The organism is Streptomyces sp. NPDC046925, assembly GCF_040644915.1.
Lineage (GTDB): Bacteria > Actinomycetota > Actinomycetes > Streptomycetales > Streptomycetaceae > Streptomyces.
On sequence record NZ_JBEYWZ010000002.1, the window covers coordinates 209,301 to 230,613 of the forward strand.

At 70.2% G+C, this 21,313-nt stretch carries 22 protein-coding genes; 8 read left to right on the forward strand and 14 right to left on the reverse strand.

Features of this window, described 5'->3' with window-relative positions:
• Positions 1-100 precede the first annotated feature (100 nt).
• The 4 genes from ABZ906_RS07300 to ABZ906_RS07315 are packed head-to-tail and all read right to left on the reverse strand — an operon-like array spanning position 101 to position 4,500.
• Positions 101-1,480: a GH1 family beta-glucosidase gene (locus tag ABZ906_RS07300; protein ID WP_361196397.1), complete on the reverse strand. Its 1,380-nt coding sequence runs from the start codon at positions 1,478-1,480 to the stop codon at positions 101-103.
• Positions 1,481-1,488: 8 nt separating this feature from the next.
• Entirely contained in the window at positions 1,489-2,346 is an 858-nt protein-coding gene (locus ABZ906_RS07305; protein WP_361196394.1) for a carbohydrate ABC transporter permease, read from the reverse strand.
• 5 nt (positions 2,347-2,351) lie between these two features.
• The gene (locus ABZ906_RS07310; protein ID WP_361378583.1) at positions 2,352-3,311 is read right to left on the reverse strand and encodes a sugar ABC transporter permease; all 960 of its coding nucleotides are present in this window, start codon (positions 3,309-3,311) and stop codon (positions 2,352-2,354) included.
• 10 nt (positions 3,312-3,321) lie between these two features.
• Positions 3,322-4,500, reverse strand: coding sequence for a sugar ABC transporter substrate-binding protein (locus ABZ906_RS07315; protein WP_361381308.1), 1,179 nt, complete (start codon positions 4,498-4,500; stop codon positions 3,322-3,324).
• A 621-nt stretch (positions 4,501-5,121) separates the two neighbouring features.
• Here ABZ906_RS07315 and yicI point away from each other — a divergent pair.
• Positions 5,122-7,359 carry an alpha-xylosidase gene (gene yicI, locus ABZ906_RS07320; RefSeq protein WP_361378586.1) on the forward strand — a complete coding sequence of 746 codons (2,238 nt, stop codon included), beginning with the start codon at positions 5,122-5,124 and terminating at the stop codon, positions 7,357-7,359.
• A gap of 70 nt (positions 7,360-7,429) precedes the next feature.
• Here yicI and ABZ906_RS07325 read toward each other — a convergent pair whose 3' ends face one another.
• On the reverse strand, positions 7,430-8,008 hold the full coding sequence (locus tag ABZ906_RS07325; protein WP_361196385.1) for a TetR/AcrR family transcriptional regulator: 579 nt from the start codon (positions 8,006-8,008) through the stop codon (positions 7,430-7,432).
• Positions 8,009-8,194: 186 nt separating this feature from the next.
• Here ABZ906_RS07325 and ABZ906_RS07330 point away from each other — a divergent pair, with 186 nt between their 5' ends.
• Positions 8,195-8,935, forward strand: a complete 741-nt coding sequence (locus tag ABZ906_RS07330) for an SDR family oxidoreductase (RefSeq protein WP_361378589.1) — start codon at positions 8,195-8,197, stop codon at positions 8,933-8,935.
• Between the two features lie 137 nt (positions 8,936-9,072).
• Here the strand turns inward: ABZ906_RS07330 and ABZ906_RS07335 are convergent, their stop codons facing one another.
• The 4 genes from ABZ906_RS07335 to ABZ906_RS07350 all read right to left on the reverse strand — a co-directional run bounded on the left by ABZ906_RS07335 (position 9,073) and on the right by ABZ906_RS07350 (position 12,181).
• Complete coding sequence (locus ABZ906_RS07335) at positions 9,073-10,365, reverse strand: lipase family protein (RefSeq protein ID WP_361378592.1); 1,293 nt, start codon at positions 10,363-10,365, stop codon at positions 9,073-9,075.
• Between the two features lie 142 nt (positions 10,366-10,507).
• Positions 10,508-10,993, reverse strand: a complete 486-nt coding sequence (locus ABZ906_RS07340) for a pyridoxamine 5'-phosphate oxidase family protein (RefSeq protein WP_361378595.1) — start codon at positions 10,991-10,993, stop codon at positions 10,508-10,510.
• 138 nt (positions 10,994-11,131) lie between these two features.
• Complete coding sequence (locus ABZ906_RS07345; protein WP_361378598.1) at positions 11,132-11,575, reverse strand: YdeI/OmpD-associated family protein; 444 nt, start codon at positions 11,573-11,575, stop codon at positions 11,132-11,134.
• A 192-nt stretch (positions 11,576-11,767) separates the two neighbouring features.
• Positions 11,768-12,181 carry a VOC family protein gene (locus tag ABZ906_RS07350; RefSeq protein ID WP_361378601.1) on the reverse strand — a complete coding sequence of 138 codons (414 nt, stop codon included), beginning with the start codon at positions 12,179-12,181 and terminating at the stop codon, positions 11,768-11,770.
• 126 nt (positions 12,182-12,307) lie between these two features.
• On the opposite strand from ABZ906_RS07350, the gene ABZ906_RS07355 reads away from it, so the two are divergent.
• The 3 genes from ABZ906_RS07355 (at position 12,308) to ABZ906_RS07365 (ending at position 14,129) form a co-directional block, all read left to right on the forward strand.
• A complete protein-coding gene (locus tag ABZ906_RS07355) occupies positions 12,308-13,183 on the forward strand; it encodes a sigma-70 family RNA polymerase sigma factor (protein WP_361378604.1) in 876 nt (291 codons plus the stop codon).
• Positions 13,180-13,620, forward strand: coding sequence for a VOC family protein (locus ABZ906_RS07360; RefSeq protein ID WP_361378607.1), 441 nt, complete (start codon positions 13,180-13,182; stop codon positions 13,618-13,620). Before ABZ906_RS07355 ends, ABZ906_RS07360 begins: the two co-directional genes overlap by 4 nt.
• 149 nt (positions 13,621-13,769) lie before the next feature.
• Complete coding sequence (locus tag ABZ906_RS07365; protein WP_361378610.1) at positions 13,770-14,129, forward strand: DUF6479 family protein; 360 nt, start codon at positions 13,770-13,772, stop codon at positions 14,127-14,129.
• Between the two features lie 79 nt (positions 14,130-14,208).
• Here ABZ906_RS07365 and ABZ906_RS07370 read toward each other — a convergent pair whose 3' ends face one another.
• Positions 14,209-14,583: a VOC family protein gene (locus ABZ906_RS07370; protein ID WP_361378613.1), complete on the reverse strand. Its 375-nt coding sequence runs from the start codon at positions 14,581-14,583 to the stop codon at positions 14,209-14,211.
• A 138-nt stretch (positions 14,584-14,721) separates the two neighbouring features.
• Between ABZ906_RS07370 and ABZ906_RS07375 the strand changes: the two genes are divergently transcribed.
• The 3 genes from ABZ906_RS07375 to ABZ906_RS07385 all read left to right on the forward strand — a co-directional run bounded on the left by ABZ906_RS07375 (position 14,722) and on the right by ABZ906_RS07385 (position 16,898).
• Complete coding sequence (locus ABZ906_RS07375) at positions 14,722-15,747, forward strand: DNA topoisomerase IB (RefSeq protein ID WP_361378616.1); 1,026 nt, start codon at positions 14,722-14,724, stop codon at positions 15,745-15,747.
• A 92-nt stretch (positions 15,748-15,839) separates the two neighbouring features.
• Positions 15,840-16,034 carry a hypothetical protein gene (locus ABZ906_RS07380; RefSeq protein WP_361196351.1) on the forward strand — a complete coding sequence of 65 codons (195 nt, stop codon included), beginning with the start codon at positions 15,840-15,842 and terminating at the stop codon, positions 16,032-16,034.
• A gap of 78 nt (positions 16,035-16,112) precedes the next feature.
• The gene (locus ABZ906_RS07385) at positions 16,113-16,898 is read left to right on the forward strand and encodes a DUF4239 domain-containing protein (protein ID WP_361378619.1); all 786 of its coding nucleotides are present in this window, start codon (positions 16,113-16,115) and stop codon (positions 16,896-16,898) included.
• Positions 16,899-16,906: 8 nt separating this feature from the next.
• Here ABZ906_RS07385 and ABZ906_RS07390 read toward each other — a convergent pair whose 3' ends face one another.
• The 4 genes from ABZ906_RS07390 to ABZ906_RS07405 are packed head-to-tail and all read right to left on the reverse strand — an operon-like array spanning position 16,907 to position 21,277.
• Positions 16,907-18,070, reverse strand: a complete 1,164-nt coding sequence (locus tag ABZ906_RS07390) for an acyl-CoA dehydrogenase family protein (protein WP_361378622.1) — start codon at positions 18,068-18,070, stop codon at positions 16,907-16,909.
• Positions 18,071-18,120: 50 nt separating this feature from the next.
• Positions 18,121-19,173: an alcohol dehydrogenase catalytic domain-containing protein gene (locus tag ABZ906_RS07395; protein ID WP_361378625.1), complete on the reverse strand. Its 1,053-nt coding sequence runs from the start codon at positions 19,171-19,173 to the stop codon at positions 18,121-18,123.
• Positions 19,170-19,649 carry a DUF4334 domain-containing protein gene (locus tag ABZ906_RS07400; RefSeq protein WP_361378628.1) on the reverse strand — a complete coding sequence of 160 codons (480 nt, stop codon included), beginning with the start codon at positions 19,647-19,649 and terminating at the stop codon, positions 19,170-19,172. Before ABZ906_RS07400 ends, ABZ906_RS07395 begins: the two co-directional genes overlap by 4 nt.
• Positions 19,646-21,277 (reverse strand): succinic semialdehyde dehydrogenase, encoded by a 1,632-nt coding sequence (locus ABZ906_RS07405; RefSeq protein ID WP_361378631.1) that lies wholly within the window; start codon positions 21,275-21,277, stop codon positions 19,646-19,648. Before ABZ906_RS07405 ends, ABZ906_RS07400 begins: the two co-directional genes overlap by 4 nt.
• Positions 21,278-21,313: the final 36 nt, after the last annotated feature.

Here is a 21,313-nt window from a genome sequence, read left to right on the forward strand (position 1 = left end):
CACCTGCCCGAGCGCAGTCACATCATGCCCCCGCGCAAGCACCCCATTTCCGCGCGCAAACGAGGTGCAGAGCCCGGCGGCGTACCCGGAGCGCACGGTTTCAGCCCCGGTGGGCGGCGATCAGCCGCCGGTACCAGTGGTAGCTGTCCTTGGGGGTGCGCTGCTGGGTGTCGTAGTCCACGCGGACGATCCCGAAGCGCTTGGCGTAGCCGAGGGCCCACTCGAAGTTGTCCAGGAGCGACCAGACGTAGTAGCCGCGTACGTCGACACCCGCGTCCATGGCGGCGCGCAGGGCCGTCAGGTGGCCGTGCAGATAGGCGATGCGGTCCGGGTCGTGGACGGCGCCGTCCGGAGCGACGGCATCGTGCTCGGCCGAGCCGTTCTCGGTGATGTGGACCGGCGGCAGGGCCTGGCCGTAGGTGTCCTTCAGCGCGGTCAGGAGATCGGTGAAGGACTGGGGCACCACGGGCCAGTTCATGGCGGTGCGCCGCACGTCCGGGTAGGGCATCTCCTGGTAGCGGTTGTCCGTGGCGACGCGCCGGGCGGGGTCCGGCTCGCGGTGGGGGGCGTCGGCGACGACGATCGGCCGGTAGTAGTTGATGCCGAGGAAGTCCAGCGGCTGGCCGATCAGTTCGAGGTCGCCGTCGCGGCGGAAGTCCTGGCCGGTGATCAGTTCGCCCCAGGTGTCCTGCTCGGTGGCCGGATAGCGGCCCGCGAGGATCGGCTCGGTCCACACCAGGTTGTGCTGGGTATCGGCGCGCAGGGCGGCCGCGTGGTCCTCGGGCGCGTCACTGGCGGGCACGTTGCGGTCGAGGTTGAGGGTGATGCCGGCCTCCCGGACGCCGGCCGCGCGGAGCGCTTGCATCGCCTGGCCGTGGCCGACGAGCAGGTGGTGTGCGGCGGCCAGGGCGCCCCGGCCCTCCTGCGCGCCGGGCGCGTGGCGGCCCACGGAGTAGCCGAGGAAGGCGCTGCACCACGGCTCGTTGAGGGTGATCCAGCGCGGGACGCGGTCCGCGAGGTGCTCGGCGACGATTCCCGCGTACTCGCCGAACCGCTCGGCGCTCTCGCGCACCCGCCAGCCGCCCCGGTCCTCCAGGGTCTGCGGCAGGTCCCAGTGGTAGAGGGTGGCGGCCGGTTCGATGCCCGCGTCGAGGAGTTCGTCCACCAGGCGGGAGTAGAAGTCGAGCCCCTTCTGGTTCGCGGGTCCCTGTCCCGTCGGCTGGATCCGGGGCCAGGCGATCGAGAAGCGGTACGAGTCCACGCCGAGGTCGCGCAGCAGGGCCACGTCCTCGGGGTAGCGGTGGTAGTGGTCGCAGGCCACGTCGCCGGTGTCGCCGCCGTCGACGCGCCCTGGCGTGTGGCAGTAGGTGTCCCAGATGGAGGGGCCGCGGCCGTCCTCGTACGCGGCGCCCTCGATCTGGTACGAGGCGGTGGCCGCGCCGAAGACGAAGCCGGAGGGGAAGCGGGGCAAGGTGCTCATGGATGGCCTTACTTGACGGATCCGCCGGTGATCCCGGCGGCGATGTACTTCTGGGCGAGGACGAGCAGTACCGCTGCCGGGATCGCGGACAGGACGGATGCGGCCATGACCGAGCCCCAGTCGCCGACGTGCGCGCCGATGTACTGGTAGATGCCGAGGGTGACCGGCTTGACGTCGTCGGTGGTGTTGAGGGTGAGGGCGAACATGAAGTCGCTCCACGCGTACAGGAAGGAGAACAGGCCCGCGGTGATCAGGGAGTTGCGGCTCATGGGCAGCACGACCTGCACGAAGGTGCGAAGGCGGCCCGCGCCGTCGACCTCGGCGGCCTCGATGACTTCCCGAGGGATGGCCACCATGAAGGAGCGCATCAGGACGATGGCGAAGGGGATGCCGAGCGAGGCGTCGGCGAGCATGAGGCCGAAGTAGGAGTTGACCAGGCCGAGGTCGACGTAGGCGCTGTAAAGGGCGTTGGCGATGACGATGCCCGGCACCATCTGGGTGATGAGCGTGCCGAAGACGATGGTGCGGGTGCCGCGCAGTCGGAACTGGGCGAGGCCGTAGGCGGCGGGGGCGGCGACGGCCAGGCAGATGGTGACGGCGCCGAGGGCGACGGCGAGCGAGGTCAGCAGGTGGCCGCCCTGCTCGCGGATCGCGGAGGTGAACCCGGACAGGTCCACGTCCTGCGGGACGGGTGCGACCTCCAGGAGGCCGGATGCGGGCTGCAGGGCCGTGTTGAGCATCCAGTAGAGCGGGAAGAGCATCACGCACAGGACGAGGACGCCCACGGCGGTGGCACCCCAGCGGCGCCTGGCCCCGGTGGCAGGTGTCGGGGCGGCGGGCGGCTGGGTGGCGGTGGTGGTCGCCATGGCGGTCACTTCCCCTCGGAGCGGTTGGCGCGCAGGTAGAACACCGCGAAGACGGCGGAGATCAGGATCAGGACGTTGCCGACGACGGCGCCCGCACCGAAGTCCAGCTGCACGAAGGAGTTCTGGTAGGTGAGCGTGCCCAGGGTCTGGGTGGCGTCGGCGGGGCCGCCGTCGGTCAGGGCGAGGATCAGATCGAGGATCTTGACCGTCGACATGAAGCCGAGGACCAGCACGACGGTGATCACCGGCTTGAGCAGGGGCAGCGTGATCGAGCGGAACGTGCGCCATGCGGACGCGCCGTCCAGGGACGCGGCCTCGTACAGCTCCTTGGGCACTTCCTGGAGGCCTCCGTAGAGGATGACCAGGTTGAAGGGGATGCCGATCCAGATGTTGACCAGGATGACGGAGAACAGGGCCATGCCGGGGCTGGTGAGCCAGGGGGTGGCGCCGCCCGCGCCGAAGGTGTCCAGGAAGGAGTTCAGGACGCCGGTGTCCTGGTCAAGGATGCGGCGCCACACGATGCCGGAGACGACCATCGGGACGAGCCAGGGCAGCAGGATCAGGGAGCGCAGCACGCCGTTGAGCGGGAACTTCCTGGTGAAGAACACGGCAAGCGCGAGGCCGATGCCGAACTGGCCGATCAGGGAGCCGAGGGTGAAGACGACCGTGTGCCACAGCGCCTTGCCGAACAGGTCGTCCTGGAAGACCTTGCTCCAGTTGTCGGTGCCATTGAAGGGGGCCTTGCCGTCGAAGAAGGTCGAGGGCGAGTAGTCCTGGAAGCTCATCAGGATGTTGCGCACGAGCGGGTAGCCGAAGAAGAGCAGCATGAAGAGGACGGCGGGTGCGATGAAGCCCCACTGGGAGAGCCTGCGGCGGCGCCGGGCGCGTGCCGGGTCGGGCTTCGTGGCGGGGGTGATCGGGTCATCGGCGGCGGGCACGGTCGCGGAGGCTGTGGTGGTCGACATGTTCGTCACGTCACTTCCCGCTCGTGGCGCGCTGCTGGGCGCGCCGGAGCGCTGCCTCGCTGGACTGTCCGGTCAGGGCGGACTGGAAGGCGCTCTGCAGGGCGAGCGACACCGAGGACCAGCGCGCGCCGACCTTGGCCGTGCGTGAGCGTGCGGTGGCCACCTGGTCGGCGAGGGCGTCGAGTTCGGGTACTTCCCTGCGCCAGACGGCGGCGGCCTTCTCGTTGGCCGGGACCATCCAGCTGTTGCGCGCGTAGGTGATCTGTTCCTTCTCCCCCGCCATACAGTCGATGATCTTCGCGGCGGTCTTCTCACGCGCGGTGTCACCGGTCCTGGGCACGGTCAGGACGGCCCCGCCGAGCGGGCCCACGGAGTCATCTCCGGCCCGGGGAACGGGGATCCGGGCGATGCCCCAGTCCAGGTCCTTCTTGGTGTTGAGGGTCTCGACCTGCCACGGACCGTTGATCATCATGGCGGCGTTGCCGGCCATGAACTGGTCGTTGACATCGGCCTGGGTCCAGTTGACGGTCGACTTGGACAGCGAGCCGTCCTTGATGAGCCCCTTCCAGTAGTCGAGTGCCTCGGCGACCGGCTTGCCGGCCAGGTGCGCCTCGTCACCGCCGTTGGACCACATGAACGGCGTGAACTGGAAGACGCCGTCTTCCGCGCCGCCCGCGCTCAGGGCGATGCCGTACTGCTTGCCCCGGGTCAGCCGCTCGGCGGTCCGGCGCATCTCCTGCCAGGTGGTGGGCACGTCGAGGCCCGCTTTCCGGAGGATGTCCTTGTTGTAGAACAGGGCGAGGGTGTTCACCGTGCGCGCGGCTCCGTAGTAAGTGCCCTGATAGGAGCCGAAGTCGACGATGCCCCGGGGGATGTCCCGGGTGGACAGGCCCAGCGTGCGCAGGTCGATCAGGCCGCCGGCCTCGGCGAACGTCGGCATCTCGGAGGCGTCGAACTGGATGACGTCCGGCAGTGACTTCGAGGAGGCCATGCGCAGTGACTTCGTCATGACCTGGGCGGCCGGCACGCTCTGCTGCTCGATGGTGATGCCAAGACGTTTGCTGCAGCGGGACAGGGTGGCGGCGTCCCAGCCGTGGTACGAGTCGTCGGTCGACGAGTTGAGGACGGTGTAGACGTCGTCGTCGCGTTGCTGGCCGCAGCCGGTGAGCGCCGCGCCGGCCACGAGCACGGAGACGACGGTGAGCGGGACCGTCGCCCGCCGCCCGGCACGGCGGCGCCCGGCAGGCGCGCGCTGCGGTATGTGTGCTGCTGTCACGGTGGTTGCCCTTGCCTTCGAGGGGTGGCCGGCCCGGCGGGACGCCCGTGTCCCGGCGGGGGTTCTCGCGGCTCCTGGTACGACTCCGGCCCGGGCCGTACGGGCTCGGTCGCGGGGGTGGGTTGAGGGTGCGGCCCTTTGCCGGGAGTTTGTTTTCTGGCATGACTAATACGCCATCAAGCGCTTCGACGCTAGACCTCGGTTCCAACTTTGCGCCCCGCAAAAGCGCCACCAGCTGGCATAGTTGGCAATCGAAGCGCTTCCGCGATCGCGTCGAAGAAGGGACCTTGCCGTTTTGTTTTCCGTGCGATCAAATAGCGCGGGCACCTACCTCACCTTCGAGATCACACGCCGGTCGAGGGGCTCCGCGCCACCGTCCGACCTCACCGTCGGCAGGGGCGGTCCGCCACCGTCCGCCCCGCCTGCGCACCCGGCCCGCCCCGCCTCCGTGCGCGGGGTCCTGCCACCCGGCCGCCCCCTCCCGCGACGGCTCTCCGACCCGAACGGCCACCCCGCACCACCCCGAGGAAGATCATGAAGTTCACCGACGGCTTCTGGCTCATGCGCGACGGCGTCGAGGCCTCGTACGCGACCGAGGTCCGCAGTGTCCGCGCCGACGCCGAACGCTTCACCGCCCACGCCGCCACCAAGCGCGTCGAGCGCCGCGGCGACACCCTCAACTCCCCCCTGCTGACCGTCGACTGCTTCTCCCCCGCCGAGGGCGTCATCGGCGTGCGCACCACGCACCTGGCCGGCAAGCGCCACCCCGGCCCCGACTTCGGCCTGCCGGGCGCCGACAACGGCCACGGCCGCATACGCCGCGACGGCGACACGATCGAGCTGACCAGCGGCCCCCTCACCGCACGCCTGGACCAGGCCGCGCCTTGGGCGCTGTCGTTCCATGACGCGGACGGCCGGGAGATCACCTCGGCAGGCCGTAAGGGCGCCGCCTTCTTCACCACCGGTGACGGCGCGCACCACATGGCCGGGCGGCTGGCCCTCGGCGTCGGCGAACAGGTCTACGGCCTGGGCGAACGCTTCACGCCGTTCGTCAAGAACGGCCAGGTGGTGGACATGTGGCAGGCCGACGGCGGCACCAGCAGCGAACAGGCCTACAAGAACGTCCCCTTCAGCCTGCACCTCTCCCCCGCCGGCGCCTACGGCGTGTTCGTCGACCACCCCGGCAAGGTGAGCTACGAGATCGGCTCGGAGTCGGTCGGCCAGATGCAGTTCAGCGTCGAGGACCAGACGCTGCAGTACTTCATCGTCGCGGGCCCCACGCCGAAGGACGTCCTGCGCCGCTACACCGCGCTCACCGGCCGCCCCGCGCTGCCGCCCGCCTGGTCGTTCGGCCTGTGGCTCACCACCTCCTTCACCACGCAGTACGACGAGGAGACGGTGACGTCCTTCGTCGAGGGCATGGCCGAGCGCGACATCCCGCTGAGCGTCTTCCACTTCGACTGCTTCTGGATGCGCGAGTACCAGTGGTCGGACTTCCAGTGGGACCCGGACGTCTTCCCCGACCCGGAGGGCATGCTGGCCCGGCTCAAGGCGCGGGGACTGAAGATCTCCGTGTGGATCAACCCGTACATCGCACAGAAGTCCGCGCTGTTCGACGAGGCCGCCGCCGCGGGATACCTGGTCAAGCGGCCCAACGGCGACATCTGGCAGTGGGACCTGTGGCAGGCGGGCATGGCGCTCGTCGACTTCACCGACCCCGAGGCGTGCGCGTGGTTCCAGGCGAAGCTGAAGGTGCTGCTCGACCAGGGCGTCGACTGCTTCAAGACCGACTTCGGCGAGCGCATCCCCACCGACGTGCTCTGGCACGACGGCTCCGACCCGGAGCGCATGCACAACTACTACACGCACCTGTACAACCGCACCGTCTTCGAACTCCTGGAAAAGGAACGCGGCACGGGCGAGGCCGTCCTGTTCGCGCGCTCGGCCACGGCGGGCGGCCAGCAGTTTCCGGTGCACTGGGGCGGCGACTGCTTCTCGTCGTTCGGCGCGATGGCCGAGTCGCTGCGCGGCGGCCTGTCCCTGTCGCTGTCGGGCTTCGGCTTCTGGTCGCACGACATCGGCGGCTTCGAGGGCACCCCGGATCCGGCGGTCTTCAAGCGCTGGCTCGCCTTCGGCCTGCTCTCCTCCCACAGCCGCCTGCACGGCTCCAGCTCCTACCGTGTGCCGTGGGAGTTCGGCGAGGAAGCCGTCGCCGTGACCCGGCGGTTCACCCGGCTCAAGCACCGCCTCATGCCCTACCTGTACGGCGCCGCCGCCGAGGCACACCACACCGGCGTGCCGCTGATGCGGCCCATGCTCCTGGAGTTCCCCGAGGACCCCGCCGTCCGCGCCCTGGACCGGCAGTACATGCTCGGCCCCGACCTGCTCGTCGCCCCGGTCTTCTCCGCCGACGGCGTCGTCGAGTACTACCTGCCCCGGGGCACCTGGACGCACCTGCTGACCGGCGAACACGTCCAGGGCCCGGCCTGGCGCCGCGAACAGCACGGCTTCGACAGCCTGCCCCTGTACGTCCGCCCCGGAGCGGTCCTCCCGCTCGGCGCCGACACCACGCGGCCCGACGGCAACTGGCTCCAGGACCTCACCCTGCTCGTCACCCCCGACGCCGACCAGGTGACGGTCACCGTCCCCGACCACACCGGCCGCCCTGCCGCCGCCTACCGGGTGACGCGCGCGTCGGCGGGCGCACCGGTGACCGTCACGGCGCCGGAGGGACGCGGCGTTCCGCGCACGGTGGGGTCGGCCGGCCTGTGACGTCCGCTGCCGGGCAGTCGGTGCGGGCGATGCCCGCCTAAGCCGGCCGGCTCGCCTGCGCCCTGTGTCATCAGCCCTGCCGTACGAGGGAGTCGGCGAGGCCGATGGCCTCGGGCTCGCCCAGCGGGGCGTGCCCGAGGAGGAAGCGGTACCAGAAGACTCCGTAGACCTGGTCCACCATCAGGTCGAGGTCGCTGTCCGCCGCCAGCTCGCCGCGCTCCTGCCCGCGGGAGAGCACCTCGCGCAGCGCCGTCCGGCGGGCCTGTGTGAACTCCCGCATCAGGTCGGCGAGGCGGGGGTCGCGGGCGGCCTCCTGCACCACGGTCCGCAGGGCGGGGCCGACCGGCGGCGCCTGTGCCTCCTCGAACGTCGAGGTGACCACGGCCCGCAGATCCTCGCGCAGCGAGCCGGAGTCCGGCACGGATACGGCCCGCTGCGCGCGGTCGGCCAGAGCATCGAGCAGCACCGCGCCCTTCGACGGCCACCACCGGTAGAGGGTCTGTTTGCCGACCCCCGCCTCCCGCGCGATGGCGTCCACGCCGACGGGTGCGCCGTCCGCGTCCGCGATCAGACGCAGGGCCGCCTCGAGGACGGCCCGGCGCGCTTCCTCGTTGCGGCGGCGTCCCGTGTGGGCCCGTTCGGCGCTCATCGCCGTCACCTTCTCTCCGTACGTTCCTGGATGTGCTTTCGGGAGTCTCCCCCGAGTTTCCGGGAGTCCCCCCGAACCCCTTGACGAGACTACCGGTCTCGACAACACTCATCTTACCGAGACCTCCAGTCTCGACAAGGAGGGAGGGCCCGAAGGCTCTCCAAGAAGACGAGGACAAGGAACACCATGGCTTCCGCAACACCTTCCAGCACCGCCCACGCCGTCGTCATGGGCGGCAGTTCCGGCATCGGCGAGGCCACCGCCGCGCTCTTCGCCCGGGGCGGCACCGAGGTCACGATCACCGGTCGCGACCGGACGAAGCTCGACGAGGCCGCCGCCCGGATCGGCGGCAAGACCTCCACGTACCGCATGGACGCCACCGACCAGACGGACATCGACGCCTTCTTCGCCGCCACGGCCCCCATCGATCATCTGGTCATCGCGGTCAGCGGCGCGGCAGGCAGCGGCCCATTCGCCGGCCTGGACCTGGCCGAGCTCGCACGGGGCTTCGACGCCAAATTCTGGCCCCAACTGCACATCCTTCAGGCCGCTTTAGGGCATCTGACCGAGCGCGCTTCGGTCACCTTCATCACGGCCGCGTCGGCCCGCGCCGCCTTCCCCGGCACCTCCGGACTGGCCGCGATCAACGGCGCCCTGGAGTCGATGATCCCGCCGCTCGCCGTCGAACTGGCCCCGCGCCGGATCAACGCCGTCTCCCCCGGCGTCATCGACACCCCCTGGTGGAACCGGGTCCCGGCCGCGCAGCGCGAGGAGCTGTTCGCGGGGCTCGCGGCCACGACCCCGGTGGGCCGCGTCGGCAGCCCCGACGAGGTGGCGCAGGCGATCAACTCCCTTGCCACCAATGGCTTCATCACCGGCGTGGTCCTTGACTGCACCGGCGGAGCGAATCTGGCGACGGGTCGCTGAGCGGCATGCTGCGGGCCGGGCCATCAGGGCGGACCCGCCTGCCGTGACGCCGCCCGGACCCGCCGACAGGCAGCGGCGCCTCTCCGCCGCCGTCCATGAACGGTGGCGGAGAGGCGATCGATCAGGTGCCGTTCGGCTCAGGAACCGCAGTTGCCCGACGCGGGTTCGCCGGCGAAGCGGCGGCCGAGCCACTCCAGTGCCGGGCCGTTGCCCTGGATGGCCGTCCCCACGTGGGATTGCCCGGCGAAGGACGTCCACTGCACGGCATTGCCCTTCGCGCACCAGTCGGCCCGCAGCTTCTGTCCGACGGCGTAGGGGATCGTCTCGTCCGCGTCCCCGTGGTAGACGAACGTAGGCGCCGACGGGCGCTGAGTGCCGATCAACTGCTCGCCGATGGCCTTCTTCCACTCCGGCCGATCCAGCGGGTTGGACGTCGTGACGTCCTCGATCGTCTTGCCGCGCCCGGCCTCCAGGGCCGTTCCGACGCACTCGTTGCGCACGACCCGGGCGAGCTTGCGCCCTTCGGCGGTGAGGTACTTGCCGAGGCCCAGGGACGGGCGGGCGGCGTTCTGGCCGACGGCGGACATCAGCAGGTATCCGGCACTGTCACCGCCCTCCAGCGAGTCGGCGACCTTGGCGAGATCGGCGGGAACGCCGCCGCTCGCCGTCCCCGCCACCTTCAGCCCGGGAGCGTAGGTCGCCGCCATCTCGGCGGCCTTCGCGCTGGCGCCGCCACCCTGCGAGTAGCCCATGATGCCCACGGGCGCATCCGCGCTGACGCCGTACTTCGCCGCCTCCGGGTGCCGCTGGGCGGCACGCGCCGCGTCGAGCACGGCGCTGCCCTGTGCCTTCGCGACCATGTAGGTGTGGTCGCCGGGGGTGCCAAGGCCCTCGTAGTCGGTGACGACGACGGCGTAGCCCCGTACCAGCGCGGCGTTGACGAGCGGTGCCTCAGCCGTCGTGCCGCCCGGGAAACCGGCGGACGGCGCGCACTTGTCACCCAGGCCGACCGTGCCGACGGCGTACGTGATCAGCGGGCGCGGGGTGGTCTTGCCGTCGTCGGGGACGATCACGGTGCCCGAGACCGCGTTGGGCCGTCCGTTCGCGGAAGTCGACCGGTAGGTGATCTTCCAGGCCTTGGTGGGGGTGGGGACGCCCGGCGTGTACTGGAACGAGGACGGCTGTGAACTGAGGATGGCGCCGGGGGCCTTCTTCTTTCCGGGGTGCTTGCCTGCGTGCTTGCCCGGGTGCTTTCGCGGATGCCGGTCCGGGTGCTTGTCCTTGCCGTGCTTCGCGGTGCCGGGGGCGTGGGCCGAGCGGGCGGCCGGGGCGTCCTCGCCCTGCGCCGCGGCGGACCCGGGCAGCCCGAGTACCGCCACCGCGAGCACGGTGCCCGCGGCCATTGAGCGTCTGCGTGAGGCTGACGTCATCAAGCTCTCCCAACTCTCCTGTGGGGTAGGGGGGTTGGAATGCACCGTACTGACTCGTCAGTAATACAGCCATAGGCATGCAACAGCCGAGAGTGCCGTATGACGGCGGCTACCACGAGAACTCGACGGAGCGGCGACACGGTCAGCCCGCCTTCTTGGCGAGTTCGGCCAGGAAATGCGGCATCCGGCCGGCACCGAAGTCGTAGAACCGGGCCCACTGCGGCTTGAGCGCGATCCGCGCCATCCGGTCGTACATCGCCCGGCAGTTCCGCTCGAACTCGGCCGCGTACTCGGCGTCGAAGTTCTTCCGCGCGGCCGCGAGATACTCCGGGACCACCCCGTCCACAATGGTGAGATCTACGACGCCGCGCACCGACAGATTCTTCGCCGAGCCGGGGGTGTCGCCCGCGTCGATGGTCAGCGCCACCTCGGGGCGGGCGGACAGAGCTTGTACTTTGGGCGCCGTGGCCGCGGTCGACATGACGATTTCCTCGCCGGTCCAGAAAATCCCGATGGGGATGACGCGGGGCAGCCCGTCGGGCCCGTTGTAGGCCAGCCGCGCCATCGAAGCCTGGTTCAACAGCTCACCGGCGTCGGCCAGCTCCTGTGCGATCTGCTCGGGGTCCATGACTCGTCGTCCTCCACTGGTCGTGCGGCCTCTCGTGGCCGCTCTGCCCCTGGGACGGAGCCGCCACCCCGTTCTCGACACCTTCCTCGACACCTTTCTCGACACCTTCGGCCGGACCGCCTTCCGACTCACCCACGGTCATCGTGCCGCGCCCCGCAAGGCGGCGAGCACCTTCTCGATGCGCCGGCTGCGCGTCTCGGGCTTCTTCGCGCTCTCGATGGTGCGCACATGCTCGCGCTTGCGGCTGTCGGACAGGCCGTCGTAGGCGGCGCGGGCGTCCGGGTCGTCCTTCAGCGCTCGGGCGAAGTCCGCGGGTTCGACGACGACGCGCGGCTCCGTGTCGAGTTCCAGCTCGACGCTGACCTCATCACCGATCGTGACCCCCGCGGCCTGCCGGTTGGCGTTGCTCAGGCCGAGCAGGTGCCGGCCGCGCATGATGGCGACCCGGCTCCTCCAGGAATGCCCGTTGACCGTGATCGTCACCGGCGGTCGCGCGCCCCCGCCGAGCGCCTCCACCACCTCGGGTGGCACCTCCAGGCCGCGCATGGGCTCGGGCGGCTCGACCAACGCGCGAAACTTCATGATCTTCCTCCCGCTGTCCCGCTGTCCCGCTGTTCCGCTGTTCCGCTGTTCCGCGGGCTCACCGCGAAGCCGGCCGCTCCGGATACCGCTCCCACTTTTCCTCACCGAGGCCATTGCCGCGTCCGGGACGGCCGGAGCTGGGGCTGGGGGCCCGGGGCCGTCCGGACGGCGGTGGGTCAACGAGGCCTGCGGCTACTCCGCATAGGGCTGGTCAGTCCCCCGGGCGCTGTAGCCCAGACTCCAGATGTAGCCCTCCGGGTCGGCGAAGGTGCCGCCGTAGCCGCCCCACGGCAGATCACCGGCCGGTTTGAGGATGTCAGCGCCTGCCTTGCGGGCCTCCGCCATGATGTCGTCGACCCGTTCCTGACTGCGGACGACATAGGTCAGCACCAGCCCGCTGAAGCCACTGCCCTCGGCTCCCGTGCCCACCTGCTCGGCAAGACCCTCGCGGCCGTAGAACCCGACGGGCGATGCTCCGTCGGGTTCGAAGAACACCGAGACGCCGTAGTCATTCTTGATCTTCCAGCCGAGTCCCTCGGTGTAGAACTGCTTGGCCCGGTCCATGTCCCGGACGCCGAGAAGGATGGAGCTGACGTGCGCTTTCATGCCATGTCTCCCTGTGTTTCAGGTGTATCCGTGCCGGCAGCCCGTGCCGGGGACGGCACGGGTGTCACATCTGCGTGGTCTCGCCGGTCATAGGTACTGACAGGAGCGGACGGAGGAATGTGACAGATGGTGGAACAGGACTGGCTGAGCGAACGGTTCGCCGAACACAAGAGCCACCTGCACACGGTGGCCTACCGGATGCTCGGCTCCCCCGCCGACGCCGAGGACGCGGTGCAGGAGGCGTGGCTGCGGGTCAGCCGCGCCGACACCGGCCAGGTGGAGAATCCGGCCGGGTGGCTGACCACCATCGTCGCGCGGGTCTGCCTGAACATGCTCGAGGCACGCAAAGCCCGGCGTGAGGAACCGGCCGGGTCACTGCCGCCCGAGCCGACCGCGCCGCACGTACCCGCCCACTCCCACGGCGGCCAGGCCGGTCCAGAGGACCAGACGCTGCTGGCCGACTCGGTCGGCATCGCGCTGATGGTGGTCCTTGACACGCTGACTCCCGCCGAGCGGCTTGCCTTTGTCCTGCACGACATCTTCGCCGTGTCGTTCGCCGAGATCGGCGCCATCATCGACCGCTCCCCGGCGGCTGCCCGGCAACTCGCCAGCCGGGCCCGGCAGCGCATCCGGGGCGCGGCCGACGCGTCCGAAGCCGCGCGGTCCCGGAAACGGGAGATCGTCGAGGCCTTTCTCGCCGCGGCCCGCAGCGCGGACTTCACCGCCCTCCTGGAGGTGCTCGATCCGGACGCCGTGGCCATACAGATGCGCGGCTCCCACGAGGTGGCGGCCTTCTTCGCGGGGCGGGCCCAGGCGGCCCGGCTCGCCCTGGTCGACGGGGTTCCGGCCGCGGTCTGGTCGCACCGCGGGCAGCCGAAGGCCCTTTTCACGTTCACCGTCGACGGCGAGAAGATCACGCGCATCGCCGTCGACACCGACCCGGACCGCCTCGACGCTCTCGACGTCGTCTTCCTTTCCACCCGGGAGGGGGACCGGCGTTGACCGGCACGGATCTCAAGGTCGCCTGCTGCTCACTGGCCGTCCATGACGTCGACGAGGCGCTCGCCTTCTACCGTGACGTGCTCGGCTTCGAAGCTCGCGATGACGTGGGCCCGCAGGGGGTACGGCGAGTCGGCGTCCGCTCGCCGACTCAGCCGGTCGTACAGATCATCCTCGAAGCGCCCGCCGAGGACCCCCTCGTCCCGCCCGCCGACCGGCAGGCGATCGAGGGCCTGATGGTGCAGGGCCTCCTGGGCCGTCTCGTCTTCGTGACCACCGATTGCGACGCGGCCTTCGAGCGCATCGAGGCCGCGGGCGCCGAAGTGATGCAAGAGCCGATCGACCAGGCAGACGGGGTCCGCGACTGCGTCTTCCTCGACCCGTCCGGCAATATGCTGCGCTTCACCCAACCGCTTCGTCCGGGAACCCGGGGAAGGTAATACGGCCGCCTCTCCCCTTTCAAAAGGGTCGGCCCAGTAATTGCAACCGGACGGGAGCGAAAGGGCGGGCTTTCACGCGCGTATATACAATCCCACCCCTGACACGGATTCGGCTGGTACGAGTCGGGGAGGCCGGGTACAACACTGTTATGGAATCCATGCAGTGGGAAATGGCCGCATCGTCCGGCACGGCCTTGCTCATGTGGATCGTCGGCCTGGTCGTGGTCGGGGTTCTTCTGGCCGCGTTTTTTTGGGGGCGTCGAGTTCGGTCGCGTGAACCCGCGCCACCGCGCCCTGACGAGCAGCCGAAAATGCCTGAGGGCGGCCCTGTGGGGGAAGTCCAGGAGTTCCGGGAGCCGAATGAAGTACCCCGTGACGGCGGTCGGCTGTTGCCGACTGAACTCGACGGCAATTACGGCACCCCGAGCACCCACCGCAGCCCCTCGCAAGACCCCGAGGACCACAAGAAGCCCGGTGGCGGCAGCTTCGGCAGCGGCGGCCCCGGCTGACCGGCACGCCTTCTCATTGCAGGCTTGGCCCGGTCGGGTCAGTGCACGCGGCTCAGTGCACGCGGCTCAATACACGCGCTCAGTGCACGCAGAGGCAGAACGGGTGGCCGGCCGGGTCCGCGTAGATCCGCCAGTTGGCTTCCGGACGGATCTTGTCGGTCCGCTCCAGCACAGTGGCGCCGAGGCTGAGCGCCCGCTTCTCCTCCCCGTCGAGGTCGTCCACGTCGAAGTCCAGATGCATCTGCTGCGGGTACTGCTGGCCGGGCCACTCGGGCGGTCGGTAGCCGTCCACCCGCTGGCAGGCGATCGGAATCCCCTCGAACCCGTGCACCTCGATCCAGTCGGAATCCGCCGGATCCTCGACCACCCGGCCGCCGAGCAGCTCCGCGTAGAACGCGGCGAGCCGTACCGGATCGGCGCAATCCAGTGCGACCGCCTGCAGCTTTCGAATCACTTCCGACACTCTTCTCTCTTGAACCGCTTCCGTGACACCTCGTACGGGAGCTTCCGTACCCCTCTCCCCGGCGGGCATGCACCGGGCTCCCCTCCCCGGACCTTGCCATGCCCGGCCCCGGACCACGAAGCGGGTGACATGCCTGAGAAGCGACGGCTGCGGACGAGTGATGTCGACGGGCCCGGAATCAGTCGCGTCCGGTCGGGGCGGGGATTCCGCTTCAAGGATGCCGAGGGCCGCCCCGTCACGGACCCCGCGGAGAAGCAGCGCCTGCGGGGGCTCGCCATCCCGCCGGCCTGGCAGGACGTCTGGATCTGTCCCTGGCCCAACGGGCATCTGCAGGCCGTCGGCACCGACAAGGCGGGACGGCGCCAGTATCTGTATCACCCGCACTTCCGTGAGCGGCAGGAGACGGCCAAGCACGGGCATGTCCTGGAGGTCGCCGCCGCCCTGCCCGAGGTGCGCGCCCGGGTGACGGAAGACCTCGGCCGCCGCGGCCTCAGCCACGACCGCGTCCTCGCCTGCGCCGTCCGCCTGCTCGACCTGGGCTTCTTCCGCATCGGCAACGAGTCCTACCAGCGGGACAACGGCACCTACGGGCTGACCACCCTCCTGCGAGAACATGCTTCCTGCCGGCGCGGCGAGGTCTGCCTCACCTATCCGGCCAAGGGCTCCAAGACACAGACCCGTGCGCTCGTCGATCCCCCCGCCTACAAGGTTCTGCATGCCCTGCTGCGCCGTGGCGGCACGGACCCGCGCCTGTTCGCCTACTGGCAGAGCCGAAGCTGGCACGAACTGCACGCCGCCGAGCTCAACGACTACCTGCGTGACCGTGCGGGCATGGACATCACCGCGAAAGACTTCCGTGTCTGGCACGCCACTGTCCTGGCGGCGGTCGCCCTCGCGGTGTCGGCGCTGGTCACCGACGAATCCAAGTCCGCACGCACACGCGCCGTCACGCGGGCCACCCGCGAGGTCAGTCAGTACCTCGGCAATACGCCCGCGGTGTGCCGCGCCTCGTACATCAATCCTCGGGTCATCGAACTCTTCTGCGAGGGCCGCACGATCGCCGAGGATCTGGACCGGCTGGGCGACGGCGCCACGTTCGGCCGTCCGGCGACCCAGGGACCCGTCGAGGAGGCGGTGCTGCGGCTGCTGGGGTGAGGCGGCTCCGGGCCACGCGGGCAGGCAGTCCGGGCTCCACGCGGGCAGGCGGCCCGGTCGCCGAGTGCGCGGCGCTGTCGTAGAAAGGAGCAATGAGCGAGGAGAAGGTGTCATGGCACCCCGGAGAGATCGTGCCCGCCAGCGGGATCTACGAATGTGACTGCGGCGGAGAGCACCACTGGAGCACCGACGTGAAAACCCACCGCTTCCCGCCCCTGCCCTCGGGCTGCTCGGGCGAGTACTGGGGACTGCAGAAGCCGGCCCACCCCGAGGACGACCTCGGCTGACCCGGCACCGCACGACCGGGCGCCCTGCGACGCCGCAGGCGAGGAGTAACCCGAGCCGGTGCGCGACGTTATGAGGCCGTGGGTATCTGGCTGCTCAACAACTTCAGCACTCTCGCGCTCGCCGCGCTGCTCGGTGGCGGCGCCGTACTGGCTGCCGTGGCCGGTCTGCTGGTGCTGCGGCGCAGATCTCCTCGCCACGCGGACGGCACGCACAACGAGATGATCGGCGTCGTGCTCGGCATGTACGCCGCGATCTACGGGATCATCCTGGCCTTCGTCGTGGTCGCCGAGTGGGAGGGCCTCAACGAGGCGGAGACCAATGTCGCGCTCGAGGCCAGCCAGACCGCCGAGGTAGTGCGTGACGCCCCTGCCTTCCCGACCGGGCAGGAGCGCCGGGTGACGAACGCCGTCGGGGCGTACGTCCGTGTCGTCGTCAACGAGCAGTGGCCGCTGATGCGCGCCGGACGGCCCGACCCCAGCGTCACCAACCCCGAAGTGGTCGCGCTGTACAAGGTGTTCCAGGACTACGAGCCGCGGACCGAGGCCGAGAAGACCTACTACCAGCAGTCCGTCTCGACGCTGGGCGAGATCGCGGGCGCACGCCGCACTCGCCTCTCCGACGCGGAGCAGTCCCTTCCCTCGCTCCTGAACATCCTCGTCTACGGCGGCGCGCTCGTCATGCTCCCCCTGACCTTGCTGTACGGGATCAGGAGTCTGCGCGCGAATCTGATGTTCGTCATGTCGGTCGCCGCGCTGATCGGCGTGAGTCTGCTGCTGTGTTTGACGCTGGACCATCCCTTCGCGGGTGATCTCGCCGTTTCGCCTGCTCCCTTCAAGGAAGGCGTGCTCGCGCAGTACTGGTGACGCAGCCTCTACAAGCCCAGGTCCCGGCCCACGATCTCCTTCATGATCTCGGTGGTGCCGCCGTAGATGGTGGTGATGCGCGAGTCCAGGTAGTCGTGGGCGATGCGGTATTCGAGCATGTAGCCGTAGGCGCCGTGCAATTGGAAGCAGCGGCCGACGATCTCTACGTAGCGTTCGGTGGCCCAGAACTTCGCCGATGCGGCGTCCACCGCGCTCAGTTGGCCGCGGGAGTGCCGGGCGAGCAGATCGTCCAGGTAGGCGCGGCCGACCCTGGCGGTGGTCACCATGTCGGCGAGTTCGAAGCGGGTGTTCTGGAAGGTGCCGATCGGCCGGCCGAATGCCTTGCGTTCGCGGACGTACTCCAGGGTGCGTTCCAGTACGCCCTCGATGGATGCCACGGCGTTGGCGGCTATCGAGATCCGCTCCTGGGGCAGGTTGCGCATCAGGGAGGTGAAGCCTGTTCCCTCCTTGCCGAGCAGGTTGGCCGCCGGTACCCGCACGTCCTGGAAGAACAGCTCGCTGGTGTCCTGGGCGTGCAGGCCGACTTTCTCCAGGTTGCGTCCGCGGGCGAAGCCGGGGCGGTCCGCCTCGATGACCAGCAGGCTGATGCCGCCGTGGCGGTCGGGTCCGGTGCGTACGGCGGTGACGATCAGGTCGGCGTTCTGGCCGTTGGAGATGAAGACCTTGCTGCCGTTGACCACGTAGTCGTCGCCGTCGCGGACGGCGGTGGTGGCGATGCCTGCCAGATCGCTGCCGGTTCCGGGTTCCGTCATCGCGACGGCGACGACGAGCTCTCCGGCGGCGATTCCCGGCAGCCAGCGGGCCTTTTGCCGGTCGTCGGTCAGGTCGGTGAAGTAGGGCACGACGATGTCGTTGGACAGCGTCAGTGAGGCGAGTCCGTCCGAGGCGGGATGGCGGGAGAACTCTTCGCCGATGACCGCGTTGAAGCGGTAGTCGCTGACCCCGCCGCCGCCGTACTCCTCGGGGATGTTGAAGCCGAGGATGCCCGCGCGGGCGGCTTCGCGGAAGAGTTCGCGGTCGACCTTGCCCTCGGTCCGCCACTGCTCGGCGTGCGGCTCGGCGTGCTTGTCGGCGAAGGCGCGGGCGGTCTCCCGCAGGAGTTCGTGCTCGTCGTCGTACAGCGCCCGGTCGGCGGAGATCACATCGGCCATCAGGACTCCTGTTCCAGATCATGATCGGAGGGGGAAGGGGGTGCGGGTGGTCAGGTTCCGGGCAGGAGGACCGGTTTCAGCGTCCGGCCGGCGCGCTGGTCGGCCACCGCCCGGTCGAAGTCGGCCAGGGCGTAGGTGGTCACCAGGCGGTCGAGGGGCAACAGGCCGCGGCGGAAGCGGCGGATCAGCTCCGGGATGAGGAGCGAGGGGTCGGCATCGCCCTCGACGCAGCCGCGCACCTGCAGCCCGCGCAGCATCAACTTTCGTACGTCGAGAGCGGTTTGGGCAGGTCCGAGTCCGACAAGGGCGAGGATGCCGCGTGGCTGGAGCAGGGTGAGCGCGCGGGCGATCGACTCGGGCCGGCCGGTGGTGTCCAGGGCGTGGGTGACCGACGGCATCGGTTCGTCCAGTGAGGCCACGGTCGTGGCGCCGTACTGGGCGGGGAGTACGCGGCGTGCCGCGACGGGCTCCGCCACGACGACCTCGACACCCTCGGAGAGGGCCGTCAGGGCCGCGACGGCGCCCACGCCACCGGCGCCGACGACCAGCAGGCGATCGCCGTGACGGGGGCGGAGGACGTTGAGCACCGCGCCCGCGCCGGTCAGGAATCCGCAGCCCAAGGGTGCGGCGACTTCCGGTGGCATGTCGCCGACGGGGATGCAGGAGCGGGCGTCGGCCAGTGCGGCGGTGGCGAAGGACGACTGGCCGAAGAACGCCCCGAAGACCGGCTCGTCCCCCACACGCAGGGTCGGCGACCCGTCGAGCCGCCGTCCCGAGCCGTTGAGCGCGGCCGCCCAGGCACAGTACCCGGGGAGGCCGGCCCGGCACTGGGCGCATCCTCCGCACGAGGCGAAGGAGATCACGACCCGGTCCCCGGGGGTGAGCCCGTCGACGGCCGGCCCCAGGTGTTCGACGAGGCCGCAGCCCTCGTGGCCGAGGACGGCAGGCTGCGTGCCGAGTTTCCTGCGGGTCAGCAGGTCGGTGTGGCACACCCCGACTGCCTCGATCCGCACGATCACCTCGTCGGGGCGGGGGTCGTCCAGGTCGGCGTCGACGAGTGCGCCGGCCGTGGTGCCGCGCGCGAGCAGCGCGGAGATTCTCACTCCTTCTCCAGAGCGAAGTAGAAGAGGTGCCCGCCGGCGGAAACCGTGCTGGCCTTGCCGTTCATGACGCCCATGAGGGTGGTCTCGTCCACTCGCTTGAAGTGGTCGAACACCGGCATGCCGTCGTAGACCATCGTGGCGGTCACCTCGCCCCGGAACTCGATGTTCCAGAGGCTGGCCTCGCCGTGGCCCGAGGTGGTGTCGGAGTAGAGGCTGCCGTCCCGGGCCCGGCAGATGAGCGGTTTGGCATCGTCCAGGGCGATGAACCGCTTGCCGTGCCAGTGACTTCGGGCCAGCATCTGCTCGACGGGATGGCCGGTGGAGAAGGCAAAGCCCTTCCAGGAGCCCAGAATTGACGAGGCGTCGACGGCTTCGAGGTCGGCCCACAGGGCATCGAGCTCGGCCGGGTCGACCGGGCCCGCCGCTGTCCGCAGGGCCTGCCAGCGCTCGCGTACGGGAGGCATGGTGTCGGTCATCGGACACGCAGCCGGCGCAGCAGGGACAGTTGGCTGTTGGTGCGGGCGACGAAGCTTTCCACCGGTTGTTTGGGTGAGGGGCCCAGTGGCATGAGGCGTTGCACGGCGATGGTCCGGCTCTCGGTGTACTTGCGGATGCCTTCGGCTCCGTGGCGGCGGCCGAGACCGCTGTCGCCGGTGCCTCCCATGCCGGCTTCGATGCTGCCGGCCGCGGCGGCGGCTCCGTCGTTGATGTTGACCGATCCGGCGCGGATGAGCCCGGCCATGCGGGTGGCCTCGCGGGTGTCCGTGGACCAGATGGAGGCCGACAGGCCGTAGGTCCCTTGGTTGGCCAGGTCCAGGGCCTCGTCGTCGGTGGCGTAGGGGTACAGCGCGAGGACCGGGCCGAAGGTTTCGCTCGCGCAGGCGTCCATGTCGGCGGTGACGCCTTCGAGGATGGTGGGTTCGTAGAACAGCGGGCCGATGTCGGGCCTGGTCCGGCCGCCGGTCAGCGCCTTCGCGCCCTTGGCCAGGGCGTCGTCGACGTGGGCGCGGACCGCGGCGAGCTGCGCCGGTGAGACGAGCGGGCCGAGGTCGGCCGTGTAGTCGTAGGACCGTCCGAGGCGCAGCGCCCGCGTCGCGCGCACAAGGTGGTCGCGGAAGGTGTCGTAGATCTTCTCGTGTACGTAGACGCGTTCGATGTGGATGCACATCTGGCCGGTGTTGGCGAAGGCGGCCACGACGGTGCCGGCCGCCGCGGCGGTGATGTCGGCGTCCTCGCGGACGATCAGCGGGTTCTTGCCGCCGAGTTCGAGCGAGGCGCCCACCAGCCGTCGCGCGGCGCGCTCGGCGACGCCGCGTCCGGTGGCGGTCGAGCCGGTGAAGCAGACGAAGTCGACGGCGTCGGTCACGGCAGGGCCCACGACGGGCCCGTCACCGACGACGATCTGCCACAGGTCGGCGGGCAGGCCCGCCTCGTGCAGCAGCGCCCGCGTCCACAGCAGGGTCAGTGCGGCCTGGGAGTCCGCCTTGGAGACGATGGCGTTGCCCGCCAGGAGAGCCGGGAGTACGTCGCCGACGCCCAGGTAAAGGGGGTAGTTCCACGGGGAGATGATGCCGACGACGCCCTTGGGCACCCTCACCTCCTTGACCTTGGTCAGGCCGGGGACCATGCCGCGTACGCGGCGGGGGGTGAGGTAGCGGGCGGTGCGGCGCGCGTAGTGCCTGGCGATGGCCGCGACCTGCGCCACCTCCTGCCAGGCGTGGTAGCGGGCCTTGCCCGTCTCCCACTGGAGGAGGTCGAGCACCTGGTCCTGCCGCTCGATGAGCAGGTCGTGGAAGGCGAGGACGCTCCTGGCCCGGCGCGCGAGCGGTGTGCGCGCCCACTCCCGCTGGGCGGTCCGCGCGGCGGTGGCCGCGGATACGACGTCCTCGGGGGTGCAGGCGGGGACGGGCGGGATCGGCGTCAGGTCCCAGGGCGCGAGCGCGGTCACCGGCTCGGGTGCGTCCGGCTCTTGGCTGGTCCGGTCGCGATGGACCCACCCACGCCACTGGTCGAGCAGGTCGTCGGACACCCAGACGGGTCGTGAGTCGGCCGCCGGTGACGGGGCTGGTGGAGGCGCTTCGGTCTGGTCCTGCTCCGTGTTCATGGGGCTCCTCGGGGTGCCGGACGGATGCGGGTCGGC